General features: G+C 56.0%; 23 protein-coding genes. 14 read left to right on the top strand and 9 right to left on the bottom strand.

Translation table 11 applies throughout. From position 1 onward, the window contains the following. Positions 1–172: 172 nt before the first annotated feature. From VAE57_RS08830 to VAE57_RS08790, 9 genes are all read right to left on the bottom strand, one after another. Entirely contained in the window at positions 173–913 is a 741-nt protein-coding gene (locus VAE57_RS08830) for a response regulator transcription factor (protein WP_322821519.1), read from the bottom strand. Further along, the gene (locus VAE57_RS08825) at positions 876–1,451 is read right to left on the bottom strand and encodes a sulfite oxidase heme-binding subunit YedZ (RefSeq protein WP_322821518.1); all 576 of its coding nucleotides are present in this window, start codon (positions 1,449–1,451) and stop codon (positions 876–878) included. The genes VAE57_RS08830 and VAE57_RS08825 overlap by 38 nt, the downstream gene beginning before the upstream one ends. 925 nt (positions 1,452–2,376) lie before the next feature. Beyond that, positions 2,377–3,324, bottom strand: a complete 948-nt coding sequence (gene msrP / locus VAE57_RS08820) for a protein-methionine-sulfoxide reductase catalytic subunit MsrP (protein WP_322821517.1) — start codon at positions 3,322–3,324, stop codon at positions 2,377–2,379. Positions 3,325–3,487: 163 nt separating this feature from the next. After that, positions 3,488–4,072, bottom strand: a complete 585-nt coding sequence (locus tag VAE57_RS08815; protein ID WP_322821516.1) for a hypothetical protein — start codon at positions 4,070–4,072, stop codon at positions 3,488–3,490. Positions 4,073–4,232: 160 nt separating this feature from the next. Further along, positions 4,233–4,808 carry an ANTAR domain-containing response regulator gene (locus VAE57_RS08810; protein WP_012257866.1) on the bottom strand — a complete coding sequence of 192 codons (576 nt, stop codon included), beginning with the start codon at positions 4,806–4,808 and terminating at the stop codon, positions 4,233–4,235. Positions 4,809–4,945: 137 nt separating this feature from the next. Then, positions 4,946–7,564, bottom strand: coding sequence for a CapA family protein (locus tag VAE57_RS08805; RefSeq protein WP_322821515.1), 2,619 nt, complete (start codon positions 7,562–7,564; stop codon positions 4,946–4,948). An 83-nt stretch (positions 7,565–7,647) separates the two neighbouring features. After that, positions 7,648–8,484 (bottom strand): metal ABC transporter permease, encoded by an 837-nt coding sequence (locus tag VAE57_RS08800; RefSeq protein WP_322821514.1) that lies wholly within the window; start codon positions 8,482–8,484, stop codon positions 7,648–7,650. After that, positions 8,481–9,314: a metal ABC transporter ATP-binding protein gene (locus tag VAE57_RS08795; RefSeq protein WP_322821513.1), complete on the bottom strand. Its 834-nt coding sequence runs from the start codon at positions 9,312–9,314 to the stop codon at positions 8,481–8,483. The genes VAE57_RS08800 and VAE57_RS08795 overlap by 4 nt, the downstream gene beginning before the upstream one ends. Before the next feature lie 91 nt (positions 9,315–9,405). Beyond that, positions 9,406–10,485, bottom strand: a complete 1,080-nt coding sequence (locus tag VAE57_RS08790) for a metal ABC transporter substrate-binding protein (RefSeq protein WP_322821512.1) — start codon at positions 10,483–10,485, stop codon at positions 9,406–9,408. 215 nt (positions 10,486–10,700) lie between these two features. On the opposite strand from VAE57_RS08790, the gene VAE57_RS08785 reads away from it, so the two are divergent. The 14 genes from VAE57_RS08785 to nuoL all read left to right on the top strand — a co-directional run bounded on the left by VAE57_RS08785 (position 10,701) and on the right by nuoL (position 22,791). Continuing rightward, positions 10,701–11,066, top strand: a complete 366-nt coding sequence (locus VAE57_RS08785; RefSeq protein ID WP_322821511.1) for a hypothetical protein — start codon at positions 10,701–10,703, stop codon at positions 11,064–11,066. Between the two features lie 103 nt (positions 11,067–11,169). Further along, a complete protein-coding gene (tsaE, locus tag VAE57_RS08780) occupies positions 11,170–11,691 on the top strand; it encodes a tRNA (adenosine(37)-N6)-threonylcarbamoyltransferase complex ATPase subunit type 1 TsaE (protein ID WP_322821510.1) in 522 nt (173 codons plus the stop codon). After that, complete coding sequence (gene tsaB / locus VAE57_RS08775) at positions 11,691–12,368, top strand: tRNA (adenosine(37)-N6)-threonylcarbamoyltransferase complex dimerization subunit type 1 TsaB (RefSeq protein ID WP_322821509.1); 678 nt, start codon at positions 11,691–11,693, stop codon at positions 12,366–12,368. The genes tsaE and tsaB overlap by 1 nt, the downstream gene beginning before the upstream one ends. Positions 12,369–12,635: 267 nt before the next feature. Next, complete coding sequence (locus tag VAE57_RS08770) at positions 12,636–13,352, top strand: DUF3662 and FHA domain-containing protein (RefSeq protein ID WP_322821508.1); 717 nt, start codon at positions 12,636–12,638, stop codon at positions 13,350–13,352. Between the two features lie 3 nt (positions 13,353–13,355). Further along, positions 13,356–13,817: an FHA domain-containing protein gene (locus VAE57_RS08765; RefSeq protein WP_322821507.1), complete on the top strand. Its 462-nt coding sequence runs from the start codon at positions 13,356–13,358 to the stop codon at positions 13,815–13,817. Between the two features lie 356 nt (positions 13,818–14,173). Continuing rightward, on the top strand, positions 14,174–14,530 hold the full coding sequence (locus VAE57_RS08760) for an NADH-quinone oxidoreductase subunit A (RefSeq protein WP_322814978.1): 357 nt from the start codon (positions 14,174–14,176) through the stop codon (positions 14,528–14,530). Positions 14,531–14,532: 2 nt separating this feature from the next. Then, positions 14,533–15,327: an NADH-quinone oxidoreductase subunit B gene (locus tag VAE57_RS08755; RefSeq protein WP_322821506.1), complete on the top strand. Its 795-nt coding sequence runs from the start codon at positions 14,533–14,535 to the stop codon at positions 15,325–15,327. After that, a complete protein-coding gene (locus VAE57_RS08750) occupies positions 15,317–15,841 on the top strand; it encodes an NADH-quinone oxidoreductase subunit C (RefSeq protein ID WP_322821505.1) in 525 nt (174 codons plus the stop codon). The genes VAE57_RS08755 and VAE57_RS08750 overlap by 11 nt, the downstream gene beginning before the upstream one ends. Before the next feature lie 74 nt (positions 15,842–15,915). Further along, a complete protein-coding gene (locus tag VAE57_RS08745) occupies positions 15,916–17,025 on the top strand; it encodes an NADH-quinone oxidoreductase subunit D (RefSeq protein ID WP_322821504.1) in 1,110 nt (369 codons plus the stop codon). After that, on the top strand, positions 17,022–18,098 hold the full coding sequence (locus VAE57_RS08740; RefSeq protein ID WP_322821503.1) for a 4Fe-4S dicluster domain-containing protein: 1,077 nt from the start codon (positions 17,022–17,024) through the stop codon (positions 18,096–18,098). Before VAE57_RS08745 ends, VAE57_RS08740 begins: the two co-directional genes overlap by 4 nt. Positions 18,099–18,115: 17 nt before the next feature. Next, complete coding sequence (nuoH, locus tag VAE57_RS08735) at positions 18,116–19,438, top strand: NADH-quinone oxidoreductase subunit NuoH (protein WP_322821502.1); 1,323 nt, start codon at positions 18,116–18,118, stop codon at positions 19,436–19,438. 51 nt (positions 19,439–19,489) lie between these two features. After that, positions 19,490–20,140 (top strand): NADH-quinone oxidoreductase subunit J, encoded by a 651-nt coding sequence (locus VAE57_RS08730; RefSeq protein ID WP_322821501.1) that lies wholly within the window; start codon positions 19,490–19,492, stop codon positions 20,138–20,140. 2 nt (positions 20,141–20,142) lie between these two features. Next, the gene (nuoK, locus tag VAE57_RS08725; RefSeq protein ID WP_322821500.1) at positions 20,143–20,460 is read left to right on the top strand and encodes an NADH-quinone oxidoreductase subunit NuoK; all 318 of its coding nucleotides are present in this window, start codon (positions 20,143–20,145) and stop codon (positions 20,458–20,460) included. A gap of 132 nt (positions 20,461–20,592) precedes the next feature. Next, positions 20,593–22,791 (top strand): NADH-quinone oxidoreductase subunit L, encoded by a 2,199-nt coding sequence (gene nuoL, locus VAE57_RS08720; RefSeq protein WP_322821499.1) that lies wholly within the window; start codon positions 20,593–20,595, stop codon positions 22,789–22,791. The last annotated feature ends 1 nt before the right edge of the window (position 22,792 follow it).

The following is a 22,792-nucleotide window of genomic DNA, read 5'->3' as shown; positions in this document are numbered from 1 at the left end:
CCGCCCCCGCTGGGGGCGGGGGAACATCTCCCCAATCAGGAGGCACCTCGCCACAACTCCTAGCGGGGGAGGTTGGGAGGGGGCGGGAATCACTATTGCTCTCGTGGCTGAATATTGAGGGAGAGAAACTAACGCGCTGTGGCCGAGCGTGGATGGATGAGACAGGGCTGCGTCACATCGGCACATCGGTAGCATTGATGCGGCGTGCACCGGGAAAATCGACAAAGCGATAGCCGACGCCGCGTTCGGTCAAAATATACTTTGGATTGGATGGATCTTCTTCGATCTTCTGGCGCAGATAGGTGATGTATAAACGCAGATAGTGACTTTCGTCGCGATATTCTGGCCCCCACACCTTGCTTAGTAGCATCTCGTGGGTCAGCACATAACCGGCATTTTGAACCAGATGGTAAAGCAGACGGTACTCGGTCGGTCGCAAATTGACACGCTTGCCATCGACCAATACTTCGCGGCGGGCAAAGTCAATACTTAACCGATCATCAACCTTCACCAGGGTTTGAGGGATGGGGGGTTGAGTGTAATGGCGGCGCAGGACTGCCCTGATCCGGCTCACCAGTTCGCGCTGACTGAAGGGCTTGCCAACATAATCATCAGCCCCAAGCTCCAGACCTCGCACCCGGTCTTCTTCTTCATCTTTGGCGGTAAGGATGATCACCGGTACCTGGGAGAAGCTGCGGATACGCCGGAGCGCCTCAAAACCGTCCATCACCGGCATCATAATATCGAGCAAGACAATGTCGGGCATCTCCTCGCGCACCTTCTCGACCGCTTCACGGCCGTTGGTGGCGGTCGTCACCCGCATGCTTTCCAGTTCAAGATTCATGCGCATGAATGTAATCATGCGCGGCTCGTCATCAACGACGAGAACTAATTTGTCTTTTAATTCGCTCATGGCTCCATTGTACCATACGCTGCCAGCTTTGTCTGCCAATAAGGCGACTCAGTAGCAAGATTCCTAACAGACCGCCGGAGATCAATGCCGGGCGGGGGTCTTTGCTCAGCCACAGGTAGTGGATCACGGCCAGGATTGCGGCCAGGTAGACCAGGCGATGCAGGCGGCGCCACCAGTGTTTTAGTCGCCGTTGCCAGCCACCGGTCGAGGTGATGGCAAGGGGCAAGAGGAGGGCAAAGGCCAGTAAACCGGCAATGATGTAGCGCTTCTCGCTGATTGTTTGCAGGATCAGGCTGAGATCAAAACCGTAATCCAGGGCCACAAAGATGGCAAGGTGCAGGCCGGCATAGCCAAAACTGTAGAGGCCGAGCGAACGACGCCAGCGCATGACCTGCTTCCAGTCAAACCAACGGTTCAGCGGGGTGCATGCCAGGGTCGCCAGCAGGAGCATCAGGGCGAACCAGCCGGTACGTTGGGTCAGGTATTGGATCGGATTGACGGTTAGGCGATTAGCCAGCCCATCAACGATAAGTAACATGAGTGGGAGTAGGCCGATGAGGTGGGGAACGCTGCGGAGTAAAAGCGATATGTGTGGTGCTGTTATTTTACTAGACATAGGTTTGTGGATTTTGATACCCGTGAATGTTCGTGGTTGGATGCCTATTTCAATATATCGCAGTTCTTACAACCTGACCACATAATGATGAGAAGAGCTGGCTGGCAACTTCTGGCTCGTGGTGATAGCGACGTTAGCTCACCACTTCTTGAGAGGCCAGATGATTATCGTATGTTGTGGTCATCGTCAGCAGGGTGAGCGGTGCAATACACCCCTGGCGTTGATCACGGTGAATGCGGAAGCCATGCCTCTGCCATTCAAAGCGACACGTGCCTTCGGAGCGGGAACGATGTTCAATCCGCCACGTAATTGATCTGTAGATGTACGGAATAACAGCATCGTTGTGACCAGCAGGATGAACAACGTGACCCGCACCGGATCGTGGCACGGCTGGCGCGGCAGCATGGCTGCCGCACGCCAAACTTCGCGACACGCGCATAGCGAGCAGGTAAGGCAACCCATGCGGCACGTGATGGCACTGGCGATGGGCGGCAGCCTCTTCGCTGCCATACCAGCATGCCGGGAGCAAGATACACTGTCAATGGTGATTGGCAAGTGTTCATCAGCTTGTGCAGTAGCCAGGGAGCATAACAGCACGAATTTTCAGAAAACAAGTTCTAACTCGAGTTGTTACCTATGCTGTGAGCAGACCACGGAAGCTGATTGCCGGGATGAACAGCTCGACGTTGCACGCAACACCGTATATCGTAACCACCCGAATGATGTGGGTAACAGCCAGTTCCTAAGGACGTGCTACATCACGCCTCACGGTAGCAACCCAGGTTATACTCGTTCTCTGTGTACTCTGTGTCTCTGTGGTGAAACAAGGTAGCAATTTGGGAAAGTTCTAGTAATTGCGAGCCAGATCCATCCCGGCGTACAGGGCAGCGACCTGTTCGGCATAGCCGTTGAAGAGCAACGTTTTGCGCCGGCCAAGCTCGCCGATGCGTCGTTCGGTGGCCTGCGACCAGCGTGGATGGGGAACGTCGGGATTGACGTTGGCGTAGAAGCCGTATTCATGCGGTGCGACTGCCATCCACAACGACACCGGCATGGTATCAGTTAGTTCAATCTTGACGATGGATTTGATGCTTTTGAAGCCGTATTTCCATGGAACTACCAGGCGCAGTGGTGCGCCATTTTGCGGCAAGAGGGTACGACCGTAAAGACCGGTGCTCAGGATCGTTAGGTCGTGCATTGCCTCATCGAGGCGCAGTCCTTCAACGTAGGGCCATGGGAAGAAGCGGTCACGCTGCCCTGGCATCTGATCAGGGTCGTAGAGGGTCTCGAAACGAACGAACTGAGCCTGTGCGGTTGGTTCGACGATGGTCAGCAGTTTGTGGAGCGGAAAACCCTGCCACGGGATGACCATTGACCACCCTTCGACGCAGCGCAGACGATAGATGCGCTCTTCCTGATCGAACAGCGAGAGGATATCTTCGATAGCAAAGATCCGTGGCTTGTGCACCATCCCCGTCACTTCCACCGTCCAGGGGTGGGACACAAAGCCAGCGGCCCGGCGCGCAACCGCTTCTTTGTCGGTCGTGAATTCGTAGAAGTTGTTGTAGTTGGTGATCTGCTCGAAGCTGTTGGCCGGATCGCCAAGCTCATCGCGGAGAGTGGTATTGTCGGGTGCTACTGCCTGACCTGGACGATCTGACGGAACATTCAGACCGCAGGCACTCAGCACAAGACCGACACCCAGTGCGCCTATGCCACCTAACAAGGCCCGTCGGCTCAGGTAGAGCGACTCTGGAGTTATCTCGGAAGAGCGAATTGAGGGATCGCGATACATAGCAGTCCTTTGCCGAATGTGGTTATCGAGAGAGTTGCCGTCAGAAAAGCAACCACGGTTAGCCGACAACTGAATTCAACGGATGACATCCTCGCCTTGTGTAGAGACGTACTACTGGTATTATACGGCCTGGAGCGGAGAATGGATGGACGCGGGACGAATGTTATTCATCCACCAGTGTCAAAATCAGCCGACGGACCTGCCATAACCGTCGGTCGGCGCCCTCTGGCCGCACGCCGAGATCATCGCGAATCTGGCTGATCTGAAGGCGAATGGCGTCGATGGGGCCTTTTTGCTGCTCGGTGCTCAGGTTATAGGCCCGATCCAGCGCTCGTCGGGCGGTCATCAATGCTCGATCTGCCTCGGCCACGTCGTTGCGCTGCAGGGCGTTGACCGCCTCGTCGAGAGTGATGGCAGCGCGCAACAGGTGGGTGGCAGTTCGTAAGCGGGCGTTTTCGGCCTGAAGATCGAGGATGGAGAGCCGGATCAGGCCCTCATCTACCGGCACCGGTGGCAAGGTCGGTTGGGGGGTAGGGATTGGTGTGGGAGGGATGGTCGGCAGTGGCGTGACCGTGGCAATCTGCGGTTCAACCGGGGTTGGTGCAGGTTGGAGCCAGGTTTGCAGCAGTGTGAAGATGCCAAGGCTGAGTAGAATGGTCAGCAGATGGGGGAGCAGCAGGCGGACGTAGTGTCGCCAGCGGGAAGTGGGTGATGGCAGTGACGATGATGTCGGTTCAGGAGATGACATTGCAGCACAAATGTGGAGGGGTTATCTGCCAGCGCACCGGGGTAGCCGCCACCGGTAACCGGTATGACGCAAAGCGGCTTTGCGTTGTCGTTATTGATAGCCACTTTGCGCCGTCCACACCTCATCATCAAGACGAGAGCACCTGTAGCACAGAGACACCTTAAATCTCGTGGGCGAGAAGGATGGCCTGAGCAATCTCTTTCATCGACTTGCGTGTATTCATCGAGAGCTGTTGGATCTTGCGGAAGGCTTCGGCCTCCTTCAAACCCTGGGTATCCATCAAGATACCCTTGGCCCGCTCGACCAGTTTGCGCGTCTCCAGCGTCTCTTTCAGATCGGCAACCTGTCGATCCATCTCCAGAAACTCCTGGTAGCGGGCAATGGCAATCTCAATCGCCGGTAGCAGTTCGGCTTCGCGGAAGGGCTTGACAATGTAGTTCACGACACCAGCTTCTTTGGCCCGCTCGACCAGATCGCGGTCAGAGTAGGCCGTGAGCAGCAGCACCGGCGCAATCTTCTCTTCGGTCAAGATGCGAGCGGCCTGAATGCCATCCAGTTTCGGCATTTTGATATCCATCAGTACCAGATCGGGGCGCAGCTCGCGGGCGAGATTGATCACACTCACACCGTCACCGGCTTCGCCAACTACCAGATAGCCAAGACTGACGAGAGTCTCTTTGAGGTTCATGCGGATGATGGACTCATCGTCGGCGATCACCAGTCGCGTCTGGGGCATACGCTCTTCTCCTCTATGTTGAGTAACAACCTGCAATTCCGCAGACAGGTATATGACGTTTGTTGATGCGAGCAGTATATCATTCAACTGTTTGCGAATCAACCGTCTGGAGACGGTTTTGTGCCCGGCTGACACTATTATATGCCAAGCAGTTTCCGCAGTAAATCATCGTCGTCGGTACGATGCCCCAGGGTAGCCCCAGAGTCGGTATCCGACTTGACCTGCTGTGTTGTCTCTTCAAATGGCGTATCCGGGGTAGCCGATGCAAGCGGGCCAGCGGTCACGGAAGCGGTTGCGTCTGCCAGCTCATCTTGCCAGCGTGACCATTCAGCAGGCGGAACATCGGCAGCACTGTCATCGATAAGTGGGCCAAGCTCTGCCAGCCAACGCTCGCGTTCGGCAGGAGGCAAGTCATTCCAATCCACCGGTTGTCCTCCAACATACTGGTCGAGCCGATCCTGGCGACGATCAGTGGCAGGTACGTCATTGGCGGTATCGAACCATGCAGCCAGTTCATCGCCGTTAAGCGGATCAATGGCCGATGAGGGCGAGGCAGCGGGCATACGGGAAGTATCCGGAGTTAGCGGAGCACGAAGTGTTTGCGGTCGGTTGTCATCAGCCTGACCGTTAACCGCCGACGGTTCTGGCGAGTCCTGGGGTGGCTGTGTATTGCGGGAGGAAGTGCGAGTTGGCTGGCGCCATCCCGGAGTCTGGCGCTGGGGCGAAGTCTGTGCGGAATCACGACCTTTGAACATCTTGCCCAACCAGGAACGTTTGGCAGCCTCAGTTTGGAGTGCCGGTTGACTGTCGCGACGAGAGAAACCGCGCAATGACTCCTGCCAGGCACCACGTGCTGATGAACGAGCACTGGTGTCCATGCGGTAACCGCTTCGGGTAGAGCGCATCGCAGGTTGTACATAACGCTGGCTGAAACGGTACAGATCGTATATTGCCCACAAAATTAGACCAACCAGTATCAATGATACGATAATTATTGCGCCGAGCAGCAACGGAAATCCATCACCGCTGCTCTGCACGGCACCGACCACCGTGGCCGGTGATGTAGCCGGTGTAGCGGTTGCCAGCGCCGCAGCACTCGCCGACGCAGCAGCCGTCGGGCACAGGACAGCAGCAACCTGTGAACCCACTTCACGACCCAGCAGCCCCAGACGAACCTGCCAGAGTGGATCGGCGGGTAACGGCACCATGGGATCGCGCTCAAACCGCGCCCGTTCAAAGTACTGCACGATCAAATCACGTCCGGTATTGGGGTCACGTTCGGTCAGTGCGCCACTAATCGGGTAGCCAAACACACTAATTCCACCATACCGTTCATAGAAACTGCGAAACAGCGGATCAGCGAAAGCGGACGGATCACTCAGATCGGTACGCGGTGTTACCGGCTGATCCGGATAACCACGTCGAAAGGCGACGACCCCGACATGCGAGCCGAGCACCCGATTGGGCCAGTCATTACCCGAATGCAACTCCAATCGCTGACGTTCGGTGTACAACACGGCAACCTCTTGACGACAATCACCGGCCAGCTCGCGGGTAACCGGCCCTAACGGTAGACCGAGCAACGCAATTCCCTCGATGAGAGAACGTGTCTGTTCCCCACCGAAGGTCTGATAAAAGCGGGCAAAGTCGCCGGTAATCGGGGTTTGCGGTGCTTCCGGTAATACCAGGGCCGGACAAACCTCGATCTTTCCGGTTGGCGGTACGGGTGGTACAGCGTGCAATTGGCCGGGATCACCCATCAGTAGGGCAAACTCACGCGGTACTACCGGTAATGGCGTCGGTCCCTGGGTGCCGTTACCGGGTGTGAGCGGCAGATAACGGAGACCACTGACACGGGCTGCACCGTCTTCATCGCGGGTCACACCGATGTACATAAGGGCAGCCGGGGTGGCGGCGGTACCGATCAGATCACCGGCAGAGAAAATGACCAATCCTTCGCGATCCGCAGCACGCACCCAATCGACCGTTGCGGTCTCGCCGGGAATACTCCCAATCACCAGATCGGCGCCAGCAGCAATCAAATTACGAGCAGCATTGATCCGGGCCTGGGGCGGATCGGGATCGGTAGGTTGCCCCCAGGCGGCCATCACGACAACCAGATCGGTTTCCTGTCGGGCCTGCTCAATCGCAGCAGCGATATCTGGTAAAACACCGGCAGCATTAGCCAGTAGATGAATTTGATTGCGCGGATCAGCATTTCCTTCCAAACCCCAGGTTGCACTGAGAAAGCCAAGGGTAAGCGGTGAAGCCGGATGGGGTACCGTGACCTTGAGAAACGGGGGATGGGTCTCACCACTTGTCACCGCACCGTGTTGAAAAATACCGTAGCGACTTAGATTTTCCAGAGTAGAATCAACACCGGTCGGACCAAGAGCGAGCAAGCGCGGATGAGCAGTTCCCAATAAGAGCAGATTACTCTCGGCTAATGCAGAAGCCATGGCAGGCAATGCCTCACCGGCTAGTGGCCCGGCCAGCGTAGCCATAGCCAAATCGGCAGCCGTCAGGAATGGGCGTAGTGCAGCAAAAGCCTCAGTGTAACTGGGTATCTCAATCCCGCCAGGAATCAGTGCATCAGGGATAACCGCACCGGCAACCGCCAGCGTGTACTGCACGGTATCACCTGCACCACAGCGGTTGAGCGCCAATCGCGCACCTGCCGGTGGCTGCGCCTGGACAACCGGTGTGGTGAACAGCATCAATAAAACACTGAAAACCAGTAGTAGCCGACCTGTCATTGTTGCCTCACCTCCGCCAGCGCCCCGGCAGAGAGATCTGTATCAGGCATCACTGCCTTCACTGCAACAATTGTACTACAGGATCAGGCTGTCCGGTGAGACAGGCGGGAACCGACCCAAACCAGCACAAAGATGGCAGTGCTGGTAAGCACAATGGCCGCACCGGACGCAATGCTGAAGTAATAGGAAGCGTAGAGACCAACTACCCCGGCGACGACTGCCAGCAATGCCGCCACCAGCATCATTGTATGCATGCGATGCGTCAAGAAGGCAGCCGTTGCCGGCGGTGTGACCAAAATCGCCAGAGTTAAGGCCACCCCAACCGTCTGAATCGCTACCACAATCGACACGGCCAGCAATGCCAGTAACAGCAGATCAAAAAAGCGAACCGGCAAGCGCAGGGTGGTGGCCAGCACCGGATCAAAGGTAATGACCATCAATTCCTTGTAGAAGAGGATGATGATCGCGATGACAATCAGGCCCAATACGGCAATTCGCCAGAGATCATACTCGCTAACACCGAGAATATTGCCGAAGAGAAAATGCGACAGATCAACAGCCGAATTGCGTACCGTTGAGATCAAGGCCACCCCCAGAGCAAACATCGCGGCGAAGACGATACCAATTGCGGTATCCTCACGGATGCGGGCGGCGCGACTAATTGCCCCGATTGCGAATGAACTAACCAGTGCTGTGCCCAGTGCCCACCAGAAGAGTGCACCACGATCAGCGCCGTTCAGCAGATAGCCAACTGCAATGCCGGGCAGCATGGTATGCGCCAGCGCATCACCCAAAAAGGCCATGCCGCGCAGCACGACATAGACACCAACCACCGCACAGACAATCCCAACCAGCAGTGCCGCCAGCAAGCCGCGCTGCATAAATGAATAGGCCAGGGGTGCAGTAAAAAAATCGATCATAGGCCGCCATCCGGATCAGGATTACAACAACTATCAGCGACAGTAAGCAGCCCATTACCACTCTGGGCGAGATGAAGATGGCCACCATAGGTGGCAACCAGATAGGCAGCGGTGAAGGCTTCACGAGCCGGTGCGCACGTAATCAGACGACGATTGAGGAGCATCACGCGATCAAAATAGCGTGCTGCCTGTTGCAAATCGTGCAGCGCCGTCAAGACAGTGACCCCTTCCTGGCGAAGGGTAGCCAGGGTACGAAAGATCTCGTCTTGCGAGGGAATGTCCAGCCCAACCAATGGTTCATCCATTAATAGGAGACGCGCTTCTTGCGCCAACGCACGCGCCAGAAACACCCGCTGTTGCTGACCGCCGGACAACTGGCCGATCTGGCGATTGGCAAACGCTGCCAGCCCAACCCGTTCTAACGCTCGTTGAGCAAGCTGCCGGTCATAATGAGAAGGACGACGGAAGAGACCAATACGACCGACCCGGCCCATTAACACCACATCACTGACCGAGACCGGAAAGCGCCAGTCGATCTGCAATCGCTGAGGCACGTAGGCAATCTCATTCGGTGCGACCCGCTTTTGACCGAAATAGCGGATCCCACCGCTGGTAATCGGTTGAAGGCCGGCGATGGCTTTCAACAGCGTACTTTTACCGGCACCGTTTGGCCCGACAATCGCTATTTGCTCACCCGGATTGATAGTCACCGAGACATCGTGTAGCGCCTCGTTCTGATGATAATAGACGGTGAGATGACGAATGTCTAAGGCCAGAACCGTCGTTACCGGATCAGTAACTGTCGGTGCAATGACTGATGAAGCTGTCATAATTGCCTTCCTTCAGGCATAAAAACCGATGCAGCATCAGTGATGACGGTCATCATCACTGATGCAGATCTATTGTACGCGAGAACGCAGATTAACTGCGCAACCCATCAACAATTGCCTGGATATTAAAGCGCATGTAGTCGAGGTACGTCGCACCTGGCCCGTTCTCATCGGTTAGCGACTCAGTCAACACGGTGATGATGCGCACACCGGTATCACGAGCAATTTGCTCGGCGATCTGCTGATTTGCAACATCACCAACAAAGATGGCAGTCACGCTGTAGTCGGCAATCAGGTCTTGCAACGCTGCCAGTTCCTGTGCCGAGGGAGCGGCACTCGAACTTACCCCAGGGATAATTGCCCCCAACTGGCGCAAACCGTATTTGTCAGCCATATAACCAAAAATAATGTGATCAGAGACGATTAAGCGCCGCTCTGCCGGGATAGTAGCGAATTGATCGGCAATCCAGCGATCAAGCTCATCGAGCTGACGCTTGTACTCGGTTGCCCGGGTGGCATATGTTTCAGCGTGATCTGGATCGAGACGGCTCAGCGTGGTATAGATCAGGTCAGCCCAGGTTTTCACATTAGCCGGATCCGTCCAGGTATGAGGGTCAACCGATCCTGCCCCGTGGTCATCGGCATGCTCATCACCGTGATCATCGCCGTATGCGTCAGCCTGCGTATTGCTGTGCTCGTCGGCGTGGGTATCACCGGCTTCCTCTGTCCCGTGCTCGTCGGCGTGTTCTTCATCGTGAGCATGACCGGTAGCTTCCGCTTCCGTCAATGTACGCAGAGCAAGGTTCGCCGACAGATCGACAACTTCAGCTTGCGTACCTGAACTCGCAATCAGACGATCAATAAACTCTTCATAGCCGGCACCGACCGTGAAGATGACCCTGGCTTCACTCACCCGTGACAGGTCTTGGGGCGTCGGCTCAAAGCCATGGGTATCAGCCCCAATCGGCACAATCGTCTCGACCTGAACCCGATCACCGCCGACCTGACGCACAACATCGGCTACGATACTGGTACTGGTCATGACCAGCAGCGGTTGCGCTGAGGTATTGTCCGCTGGTGCAGCGGTGGGCTGACTTGCCGGTGTTTGCCCACACGCTGCCATCAGCAGCATTCCTGCGAGCAAGACGGTTATCTGTTGCATGAAACGCATGGTTCGATCCTCCTTAATGAAACATTGTTTCAAAAGAGATTATGTGCCAAAGAGCACCTGTTGTCAAATGGCGGCGGAACGGCCTGGGTGCCAGGGAATACAATCAGTTCTGCGTAAAACAAAATTATGGTATACTGTGTAAAGAAGAACTCCCCCATCAGTGTATTGCCCCGTCGCTCGCACAAGAGGCCAGGTCCTCAATGGAGGAGGATTGTATGAAAGTAACAGTTCGAGATGCTGCCGCCCACGCCCGTCGGCTCGGTTATCATGTCATTGCCGCAGAGCAGTTACGTGCCACTCGTTGTTTGCTGGTACTTGCTGAGCCATTGGGACAACCGTTCGCCGTTCTCATTCAACGTCGTGCTCTGATCACTGCCGCCGATGTGCAGGATTTTGCCGAAATGCTGTTTTTGCGCCGTTTGGATCGCGGCTTGTTGATCGCGGTGGATGGTGGGTTTAGTAACGAAGCTCGCCAGACTGCGCAGGAATTACGTCAGGCAACGATTACGCTTGCAACAGACATCCCACCAGCAAGTGGCTTCGCTCCGGCTGGTCTGAGTCCGGTCGTTGATCTCCAGTAATCACCGGTACTCATCTCAACCCTTCAAGGGTGGGCGAGCATACAGGGGTTAAAGAACAACATATCCGCAATTTTTTCATGCCCGGCTATGGTACAATAGGGCCATGACCGATCAACTATTGTCGGCGGCCCAAACGCCTCATGATCTCGATTTTATCAGTCATAGTCCGACCCAGACTGAACGTATCGGTGCGCGGCTTGGTCACCTGCTGCGTACCGGTGATCTGGTGTTGCTCTCAGGTCAGCTCGGTGCCGGCAAAACACATCTGATTAAAGGTATTGCCCGTGGCCTCGGCTACGACGGACTGGTGACCAGTCCAACGTTTGTTTTGATTAATGAATATCGCGCTGATGCTGCTCATGGACGACTGCCGATCTATCACGTCGATCTCTACCGGGTGAGCGATGTGACCGAATTGACCACGATTGGTCTTGATGAACTCTGGTTGAGCGAAGGCATTTGCCTGATCGAATGGCCTGAACGGGCAGCGGCGGCAATACCAGCAGAACATTTACACATTGTGCTCAGCCATGTGAGCGAGACCAAGCGGCAGATACGGCTGATGCCCCGTGGGATGCGTTACCGTGAGCTACTGCTTAGGTTTAAAGAGGAGACGTTCGGCTAATGTTGCTCGCTATCGACACCGCTACCGCACTGACCGGTCTTGCCCTCTATGATGCGCACGGCCCATTAGCCGAAAGCATCTGGGAGTCAGGGCGTAATCACACTGCACAGCTGCTGCCACAGATCGATGCGCTTCTGCGCTACATCGGCGCCACACCAGCCGACGTGACCGTGCTGGCGGTTGGATTGGGGCCGGGAAGCTGGAGCGGTTTGCGGGTAGGGTTGAGTCTGGCGAAAGGGATGGCCCTGGCCGGCGATCTGCCATTGATCGGGATTGCAACGCTTGAGGCGTTGGCGTACCAGTATGCGCCGACCCCATTGCCGGTCTATCCACTGATACGGCTGGGGCGTGATCGTTATGCGGCGGCTCCTTTTATGGCACAGGATCGCCTTGAACGGCTGGCACCAGATCGTAATCTCACGCTCGCTGAACTCTGTGCCGATGTAAGTGGGCGTGCGCTCTTTTGTGGTGATCTCGATACAGCGACAATCGCTGCCCTGCAGCGCGGTTTGGGTGAGCGGGCGGTGTTGCCGGCACCGGCTGCCCGCTTACGGCGTCCGGCTTATCTTGCCGAACTGGCCTGGCAACGCCATCTTGCGCGTGATTACGATGATCTGGCTACGCTTGAACCTCTGTACCTCGGCGAGCCGGTGCGAACACCGGTGCAACATACCTGAAGCAGGTTGTTACGTTTCGTCTTGCGAAGATCGCGGAGCAGTTCGGTTGTCCATGAGCCCAGACAGGTCACAAGCTGTAGATCGCTCTTGAAATGACAGGTTGGCCTGTACCCATACCTGGCTATAGCGGTTTCAAGCTGGTGTCGAAACCATGTGTCTCTGCCATTCAACTTGCCACCCATCTATGCTTCGCCGATAATGACGGTATAGTATGTGTAGATGTGTGCCGACAGCGGCCGTTGATCCAATTGCCACGGGGGGAATGCCATGTCTGCCCTACGCCGATTTGAACAGTTTATGGAGCAGATGGTCGAAGGATCGGTAGCACGTATCTTCCGTAGTACGATCCAGCCGGTCGAGATTGCGCGTCGGCTAGAGAAAGCGATGGAGAGCAACCAGACAATCAGTGTCAAGAGCGTGATTGTGCCGAGCAGCTACCGGGCCTTTTTGAACCCGCAAGACTTCGCGATCTTTCAACCGGTACGCCAGCAGATCGAGCAGGAACTGGCGACCTATTTGAGCGAGCTGGCCGCTGAACGCAACTTCACGATGCTCGCTCATCCGCGGGTAGTGATCACGGAAGATCCGGCTGTCCCCCGGCGTTCAATCCAGGTCGAGGCCGAACTGCGCGACCATCAATCCGATCAGCCGACGATGACGATGATTATGCAAAGCGACCGCGCCTCTGGGCGATCATCAGGTGCTTTTTTTCTCTTGCAGACCGGTAATGCACCGCAGGCACTGCCAATTGCCACCACAACGGTTACTATCGGACGTGGACTGGATAACGACATTATTCTGGAAGACACGCGAGTCTCACGAAAACACGCCCAACTGCGCTATCGCCAGCGTCGCTTCTGGCTGACCGATCTGGGAAGTACAAATGGTACCTTCGTGAATAATGAACGGATCAGTGAACGGGCACTCCGTGATGGCGACGTTGTCTCGTTAGGTGGGCTGGAACTGACGTTTCGTGAGGGTTAATCCATGTTTTTCGATGTTGCCAGCATCTCCATTGGGATTATCCTGCTTCTGCTGCGCGTGGCAGTCGTATTTCTTCTCTACTTTTTTCTCTGGCAAGTGGTTCAGGTAATCAGGCGCGATCTCTCACAAACATCGGCTGCCCCACCGCTCGCCAGCCCCTATGGACAACTGGTTGTCACTAGCTCAGGGCAAAGTGGCGTCGCCGTCGGCAAAGTCTTTCCATTAAATCCGGTGACGGTGATTGGCCGTAGCCCGCATTGCGATATTGTCCTCAACGACTCATTCCTCTCCAGCGAACATGCCCGGCTGGAACGGCGGGGTGGCGTCTGGTTGCTCGAAGACCTCAATAGCACGAATGGAACCTTTCTCAACGGCTTTGAAGTGACTGGCCTGACAGAAGTACATCCCGGTGATGCGATTCGCGTTGGCCGGGTCGAGCTACGCCTGGAACAGGGATTGGCTTGAGCGGATTTCGGGCTACCCAGTCCAGCGCAGGTCCAGGGATTGAACTGCCGGCAAGTATCACAAAAGCACACAGGCTCTATCAGCTTTCAAACCATTCCTCACATCGGCGATAAGTGCATAGCCTTTCGTTATGAGTTTAATGCAAATCTGGTATAGATTTACCGGCAAATTGCTCTGGCTGTAACAGAGCACGTTTTGGCATGATCTGCACCGGAATCCGATAATGGAGTGCGTAAATCTTCGTTCTTGATTGTCACTTATTCACTGAGGAAGCCGTCAATCTTGTGAGCATTGCGACGTATTTGTGATATACTTCTCATTACCTTCACACGTTACTGCCTCACGGAGGATAGGCAATGCTGGCCAATTATGCGTTGATAGGCATCTTCCTTGTTGCTGCAATCAGCTTTCCATTGATCCCGTTAGTTTTAGCCTTCTTTCTGCGTCCCAAGCGGCCCACACCACTCAAGACCAGTACGTATGAGTGCGGTCTGGAAGCGATAGGTGATGTGCATGTGCAATTCAAGGTGCAGTACTACCTTTACGCACTGGCCTTTGTGATTTTCGATATCGAAGTGATATTTTTGTATCCGTGGGCAGTAGCATTTAATGTAGTGGGTCTTTATGGCCTGATTGCAGCGACCATCTTCCTCCTGATGCTGTTTGCCGGTTTGCTCTACGAATGGCGTAAAGGCGCCCTAGAGTGGGTGTAACCATGGCTGAGATAGATCCAACCCAGCTCGAACTCGAACGCCAGGGCATCTTGTTGACGACGGTGAACCGGTTCTACAACTGGGGGCGTCGTTCGTCGATCTGGCCTATGGCGTTTGGGCTGGCGTGTTGTGCAATTGAGATGATGGCGTTCGGGCTGAGTCGCTATGACGTGGCCCGATTCGGGGCCGAGCTATTTCGGGCGTCGCCACGGCAGGCTGATCTGATGATCGTTGCCGGCACGGTGACGAAGAAGATGGCCCCCCAGGTGGTGCGGCTCTACAATCAGATGGCCGAGCCGCGGTATGTGATCTCGATGGGAGCCTGCGCAACATCCGGTGGCCCCTTCCGTGATGGGTACAATGTTCTGCGTGGTATCGATCTTCTGATTCCAGTTGACGTGTATGTGCCTGGCTGTCCACCACGCCCTGAAGCACTCCTGCACGCTCTGATGACGTTGCAAGAGCAGATTGACCGGCAGAAGCTTGGGCGGGTGCGCTGGTACGGGAGTGGCGATAAGCCGCAGACAGGCGATTTTCCGGTGCCAACCTTTGGGGCGAAGGGGTTGGAAATTGACGGAAAGCTGGTCGATCCGGTTGGTGGGTTGCCGTTGCTCAGTCCATATACATCGCCGAGCCATGGCGAGCACCGTTCGGGACAGATCGAGCATCCCGAAGTGGTACGCCAGTTCCCAATTATGGACCCGGAAGTAGAGCTTGAGAATGCACTCAAAGCGCGTGGAGTCGCTCCTGAGATTGCGGCCGACGACCTGAAACGGAGTGTGGTGAATGATGCCTGAACTAACGCCAACCGATCTGCGGACACGACTGGCCACGGCGTTGCCGGATGCCCTGATCGAGGTGGAATCCCTGGCTATCACGCCACCACCTGCTCACGGCCCGCAACCCGGTCTGTTTCATCCACCCGATCCGTTCATTCACCCCGATCATCTCGTTGCGGCAGCACTGTTTGTGCGTGATACGCTCGGTTATGCCTTTCTGTCTGATATTGCAGTGGTCGATTACCTTCACGCCGGCTGTTTTGAGCTAGTCTACTGTTTTTACCATCCGGCTGGCGGTTCGGGTATAGTGTTACGGGTACGGGTACCACGTGATGAACCGTCCGTTCCATCATTGACCCCGCACTGGCCGGCAGCCAACTTTCACGAGCGTGAGGCGTTCGATCTGTTTGGCATCGAATTTGTCGGCCACCCATACCTGCGGCGCATCTACATGTGGGACGAGTTTGAAGGCTTTCCCATGCGCAAAGATTTTCCCCGTCAGGGAGACAAATATCTGGGCAGCGACGAATAGTCAGGCTTGATTATCGATCGATTGTTCAAATCTTCGCTCGCAAGAAGCGGTACCCATAGAGAGCTGGTGTCGATATGCTCCAAACACAAGAGCTGCAAGTCAATATTGGGCCACAACATCCATCAACCCATGGTGTCTTTCGCATGCTGGTGACGGTTGATGGTGAGACGGTAGTTGATCTCAAGCCGGTGTTCGGATATCTGCACCGCAATCACGAGCAGATCGCCGAGATGAATACCTATTTGCAAAATATGCCCTATACCGACCGGCTCGACTATTTCAATTCGATGGCCAATAATCACGCCTATGCGATGGCGGTCGAGCGATTGGCTGGGATTGAGGTACCTGAACGGGCAGAGTACATCCGGGTGCTGATGGTCGAACTAACCCGTATCCTCAATCATGCGAGTGCGGTTGGTTTCATGATCAACGATATGGGGGCATGGCAGACGCCGCTGGCGTTCGGGATGCGCGAGCGCGAGAAGATTCTCGATCTGTTCGAGATGGCAAGCGGTGCCCGTTTAATGTGTAACTATTTTCGCTTCGGCGGTGTGGTGCGCGATCTGCCCCCTGAATTCATTCCCAATTTGCGCGAGTTGTTGATTGCACTGCCGGCCTATATTGATGAGCTAGAGCGGTTATTACGCGACAATGAGATTCTGTTACAACGGGCCATCGGCATTGGCATTCTGCCCCGTGACGTGGCGCTCTCGTATGGTGTAACCGGTCCAGTACTGCGCGGTTCGGGCATTCCCTACGATGTACGGAAAGCCGAACCGTACAGTGTTTACGACCGCTTCGACTTCGATATTCCCGTCGGTAAAGTGGGCGATGTCTATGACCGTTTTCTGGTACGCATTGAAGAGATGCGCCAGAGTAAACGGATCATTGAACAGGTGCTTGAGCAGTTACCAGATGCGAAGGGCGGGCACATCAATCCCAAAGCCCGCCAGAATGTCCGGCCACCGGTCGGTGATGCCTATGCCCGCATTGAGTCGCCGAAAGGCGAGCTGGGCTTCTATCTGGTCAGCGATGGGAGTGGAAAACCGTACCGTTACAAGGTACGGGCACCGTCGTTTATCAACCTGACACCCCTGGCCGATATGTGTCGTGGGTACAAGGTAGCCGACATTGTGGTCATTCTCGGCAGTATCGACATCGTGATGGGAGAGGTGGATCGATGACAGCACCACCATTGGAGATAGAGATTCCACGTGGGCGCGTGATTGAGGTGCAGCGTGAAGACACCCGTGTCCGGCGAGGCAGTGGGTTGCTGCGCGGAATGGCTGTAATCTGGAAGCACTGGAAGGAATCGTTCCGCCTGAACCGAAGCTATCGCCAGATTCACGGCACTTTTACCATCGAGTATCCCGAAGAGCGACCGCGCATCCCCGAAGCCTACCGCAACATGCCCATCCTCCTCTACGACGACGAAACCGGTCACGAACTCTGTACCTCGTGCTTTCAGTGTGAACGCATTTGCCCGCCACAAGTGATCCATATGACGCAGGCGAAGGACCCAGCTACCGGTAAGCCTGTACCGGCTGTGGCCAAGTTTATCATTGAGTACGATGCCTGCATGAGCTGTGGTTTCTGCGCCGAAGTCTGTCCGTTCGATGCGATTAAGATGAATCACGAATTCGAGTTATCGACCGACGACCACAGCAGTCTAACCGTACATAAAGCACAACTGAACCGGCCCATCAGTTACTACGAGAAGATCGCTCCCACAATGTGGGCTGAAGTTCGCGAGAGTGCATTGAAGAAGTTGCAGGGCAACATTCGCCGGCGGCCAGACGTGATCGGGATTGCTCCTCATCTGACCGAACGGATTGCTACCCGGCGGGCGGAACTGGCTGCGCAGGCGCCTGCGCCGGCTTCACCACCTGAAGCTGCTGCTACACCGGCAGCTCCCGCCGAGGCTCGTAAACTGTCCCCTGAAGAGAAGGCGGCGAAACTGGCGGCCATCCGGGCGGCAAAGGCTGCCCAGGCTGGTGATGGCACTCCTGCTGCCGAAGGTGCCGCCCCGGCAACACATTCCGCCGACGACAAGGCGGCGAAACTGGCGGCCATCCGGGCCGCCAACGCGGCCAAGAAGGCTGCCGAAGGTGCCGCCCCGGCCAGTGATGCACCGGCAACCCCGGCCACGCCCGCCGATGACAAAGCGGCGCGGTTAGCGGCGATCCGGGCCGCCAACGCGGCGAAGCGAAAACAGGCCGAGGAACAGGCACGTGACGGTTCGGCAGAGGAAGCATAACCCGACGGAGAACCTTCATGTACGACATCTTGCAGGGACTCATTAACGGCACCTTTGGCTGGGGATGGCCCGATTGGTTGATCAACCTGATCGGCTACGTCATTATTGTGACGATTGTGCTGGTTGTTGCTCCATTACAGATGCTCTTCTTCACCTACTACGAACGTCGGGTGATCGCCCGTATGCAAGATCGGATCGGCCCCAACCGGGTTGGACCAGAGGGCATCTGGCAGCCGATAGCTGATGGTGTCAAGATGTTCACCAAAGAAGACATCGTACCGGCAGCGGCTGACCGGATCGTTCATTTTCTTGCCCCGTGTGTTGTCGTTGCGCCGACAGTCCTGATGTTTGCGGTTGTACCCTGGGGACCAGGTATGACACCGGTTGATTTGCCAACCGGTCTCCTCTTCTTCTTTGCCGTATCATCGATCAGTGCGGTTGGATTGATGATGGCCGGTTGGGCCAGCAACAATAAGTTTTCGTTGCTGGGAGCGATGCGGGCGGTCGCCCAGATGGTCTCTTACGAAATTCCGGCAGTCCTCTCGCTGATCGTCATCGTGATCATTGTCGGCTCGCTCTCGATCAACGATATCATCAATTATCAGTCTGGTCTGCTGATCAGCAATCGTGATCTGCCCGGCATTCCCGACCTCGGTCTGGGCTGGTTCGTCTTCACCCCGGTCGGTTTTGTTGCGTTTGTTGCCTTCTTCATCGCTGCGCTGGCCGAAGGTGAGCGTACTCCGTTCGACATTCCTGAAGCCGACTCAGAGATTGTTGCCGGCTACATGACTGAGTATAGCGGCATGAAATTCGGCCTGTTCTACCTGGCTCAATACGTATTGAACTTCCTGCTCTGTGCCATCACGGCCATCATCTTTCTGGGTGGCTGGCAGGGGCCGGGGGTGAACTGGCTCTACGCGCAGGCAATCACGCCAACCAATCCGAATGGTAATGGCTTATTTAATGTACTGGCCGGCATGCTGGGCGTCTTCTACTTCCTGCTCAAGACCTACATCTTCTTCTTCGTCATGGTCTGGCTCCGTGGTGCCTTGCCCCGCTTGCGGATCGATCAATTGATGGACTTTGGTTGGAAGTTTCTCATTCCATTGACACTGATCAATCTGTTCAGCGCCGCGTTGTGGGTTGCCTTCACACGCTGGGGGCCGGCAGAGGGGATGTTGCTGACAACGGGCTGGTCACCGGTGCTGCGCTGGCTGGCGGCCTTTGTGATAACCCTTGCCATTAATCTGGGGGCCTACCTCTGGCTGACACAGGTCTACGCCGCATCGCAGGCCGAACGACGACGAGCAGAGCTAGAGGAATTGAGTGCCACGCTGTAAAACAGCGAATCCGGTAATGAAAACAGCGAAGTGCTGGAATAGGGAAGCGTGATGGAAATCGTTGTCCAACTTGTATTCGGGGTGATAGCCCTCTTTATTCTGGTTTCGGCAGCGATGGTCGTCTCGGTGCGGAATGTGATCCACGCCGCACTGTGGTTAATCGCCTGTTTCTTTGGCGTTGGCGCACTCTACATGCTGCTCGAAGCCGAATTTCTGGCCGTGGTACAGGTCTTGATCTATGTCGGTGCCGTATCGGTGCTGATTCTGTTTGCGATTATGCTCACCCGCCAGATTACCGGTGAAGGGATTCGCCAGCTTACGACGCGCTGGCCGATTGTGCTGGCGATTGCGGCCCTGCTCTTTGCCACAGTGATGGCTCCAACCCTAATCAACCAGCAGTGGAATGTACCGCCAGCACCGCCAATCGGTACTCCGGAACCGATTGCCGGCCCGGCTGAACTGGGGCGCGGTTTTGTGAATGAGTTTTTACTCCAGTTCCAGGTAGTTGGCGTCCTGTTGACCGTGGCCCTGATCGGGGCAATTGTCATTGCCTATGAAGAACGGGCACGGCGGCGTAAGGTGCTGACTCTGGCCGAAGAGCTGGAATTGAAGCGTTTGCGTGAGCAAGCATCACCACCATCGGCAGAGCCGGTTGAAGAAGAGCCGGTCGTGCAGACAATCCAACCGACCAGTGAGAGGTGATCATGCTAAATGCAGTTCCATTACCGGCAGTCCTGACATTAGCCGCTGCGCTCTTTTGTATTGGCCTGTTCGGGGCACTCTCGCGCCGCAATCTGATCGGTGTTTTGATGGGTGTTGAATTGATGTTAAACGCCGTCAACATTAATCTGGTCGCATTCTGGCGCTACTTCGAGCCGCGCTATATCACCGGTCAGAGCTTTGCCATCTTCATTATTGCAGTCGCGGCTGCCGAGGCTGCTGTCGGCCTGGCGATGGTGATTGCTGTCTATCGCCATTATGTGACGGTGCACGCCGATGAAGTGGATCAACTGCGCGGATAAGTAACACCGGCAGCACAGGTTCTCAGGAAGTAGCAACAGGTTCTGATACACACAGAACATTCAGAACAGGATTGCAGTTGGGTGGCAGGCACGTACACTCGTGGTACGAGTTGAGACGACGGGAATCGTACTATGGCGTTTTTTCTGCAATATGCGTGGCTGATTCCATTGCTGCCGTTACTGGCCAGTGCGCTCATTACGCTGACCCCGCTGCGTCGGGCTGCGCTGGCAAGTGCGTGGCTGGCAACCGGGCTGATGATGGGGTCAACGGTTCTGGCCCTGGGTCTTCTGGCCGCAGTCGCCGGAGGATGGGCGCTGCACGACGGGCAACTGGTGCAACTTGCCGGCCATCACGGCGAACACGGTGCCTTCACCTTTCCCGAACCAAATGTCGTGCAACGGTTCGTATGGGCGCCAACCGGTGATACCGCATTACAGATGGGTATCTACATCGATGGCGCTGCTGCCGCAATGCTGGCGATGGTCACGATTGCCTCGACCTGCATTCATCTCTTTTCGATAGGCTACATGGCGTCTCACCCGCGGCAGAGCCGCTTCTTCAGCTTTATCGCTCTCTTTACGGCGGCGATGTTGCTGATGAGCATGGCCGATAATCTGCTGCTCTTCTTCATGGCCTGGGAGATCATGGGTCTCTGTTCATACCTGTTGATCGGCTTTCTCTACGAGCGACCCAGTGCAGCGCGGGCAGCAGTGAAGGCTTTTATCACTACCCGGATCGGGGATGTGCTGCTGCTGCTGGGTATTGTCTACCTCTATGCCCAGGCTGGTGGGATTGGGTTTGGCAACGATGAAGGTGGTATCTTCTTTCCGCCACTGCTGGAACGATTGGCAAGAGAAACCGGTGCCCTGGGCTTAAGTCACGCCGCCGGAATTGCGCTGCTCCTGTTTGGCGGTACGGTGGGGAAATCGGCTCAATTCCCGCTCCACGTCTGGTTGCCTGACGCAATGGAAGGTCCGACCCCGGTGTCAGCCCTCATTCACGCGGCAACGATGGTCGCGGCAGGCGTGTTCCTGGTGGCGCGAACCTTTCCCATCTTTACTGCCGCTCCGACGGCCCTGGGAGTGGTGGCCTTTATTGGTGCCTTTACTGCTCTGTTTGCCGCCACCATCGCTATTGCCCAGTTCGACATCAAGCGCATTCTGGCCTACAGCACGCTCTCGCAACTCGGCTTTATGGTGGCCGCACTCGGCGTAGGGGGATGGGTGGCGGCAATGTTCCATCTGATCACCCACGCCTTCTTCAAAGCCCTGCTCTTCCTCGGTTCAGGTTCGATCATTCACGCCATGGAACAACAACCTGCGATCCGGCAGATTCACCATCGCGATGAGTATGCTGCTCAGCAGACTGCCCAGGACATTCGCAATATGGGTGGCCTGCGCACGCGCCTGCCGTGGACGTTCTGGACGTATACGGCCGGTTATCTGGCGCTGGCGGGGATCGTGCCGTTCGCCGGCTTTTGGAGCAAGGATGAGATTCTGCTCGATGCGTTCAAGCACAATCTGGCCGTGTACCTAACGCTCAGCGCGGCTGCATTCCTGACCGCCGTGTATATGACCCGCCAGTGGTGGTTGGTCTTCTTCGGAGAGTACCGTGGTACGCAGCCGGTGGTGTTCGTTAATCCCGATGCACCGGCATCGGCATCTGACCACGATCATCACCACGACGATCATCAGCATGCCCACGACCACGATGAGCACTGGCACGAAGATCCGCGCATGATTGCGCCGCTGGTAATACTGGCTAGTTTTGCGCTGACCGCTGGCGCACTCAATCTGCCGTTCGATCTCCCCGTCGGTCACTGGCTGGCCGATGTGTGGGGGCAAGAGGCAGCGAAACTCGATCCGCTGGTGGCCGGTCTCTCACTGCTGATTGCCGTAGCCGGGATCGTCGCCGGCTGGTTGGGCTATCGGCACGCCTTTGCCTCTGCCGATGACACCGATCCGCTGGCCGCCCGCTTCCCGGCGTTATTCGCAGTTCTCCATACTAAATACCGCATCGACGAATTGTATGCCGCAACCTTCGGCAGACTGACCCGTAGTCTGGCCGTGGCCTGGTCGTTGATCGACCGACAGCTTATTGACCGCCTGGTTGACGGGATGGGTCGCTTTACCTTCGGTTTAGGCAAAGTAAACTTCATCATCGATGACACACTGTTGAACGATGGGCCAGACGGTTTGGCAAGTGGCACACAGGGCAGTGGCCGACAGGCGCACCGTTTACAAACCGGCAAGGCACAGGATTATCTGATCTACGTCTTTGGTGGCTTGCTCGCACTGGCGATGTTCTGGCTGTATGTAGTTGGGCGGTAGC

The sequence above is a fragment of the Chloroflexus sp. genome (assembly GCF_034434295.1).
Taxonomy (GTDB): Bacteria; Chloroflexota; Chloroflexia; order Chloroflexales; family Chloroflexaceae; genus Chloroflexus.
This window is presented reverse-complemented; position numbering and strand designations above follow the sequence as displayed.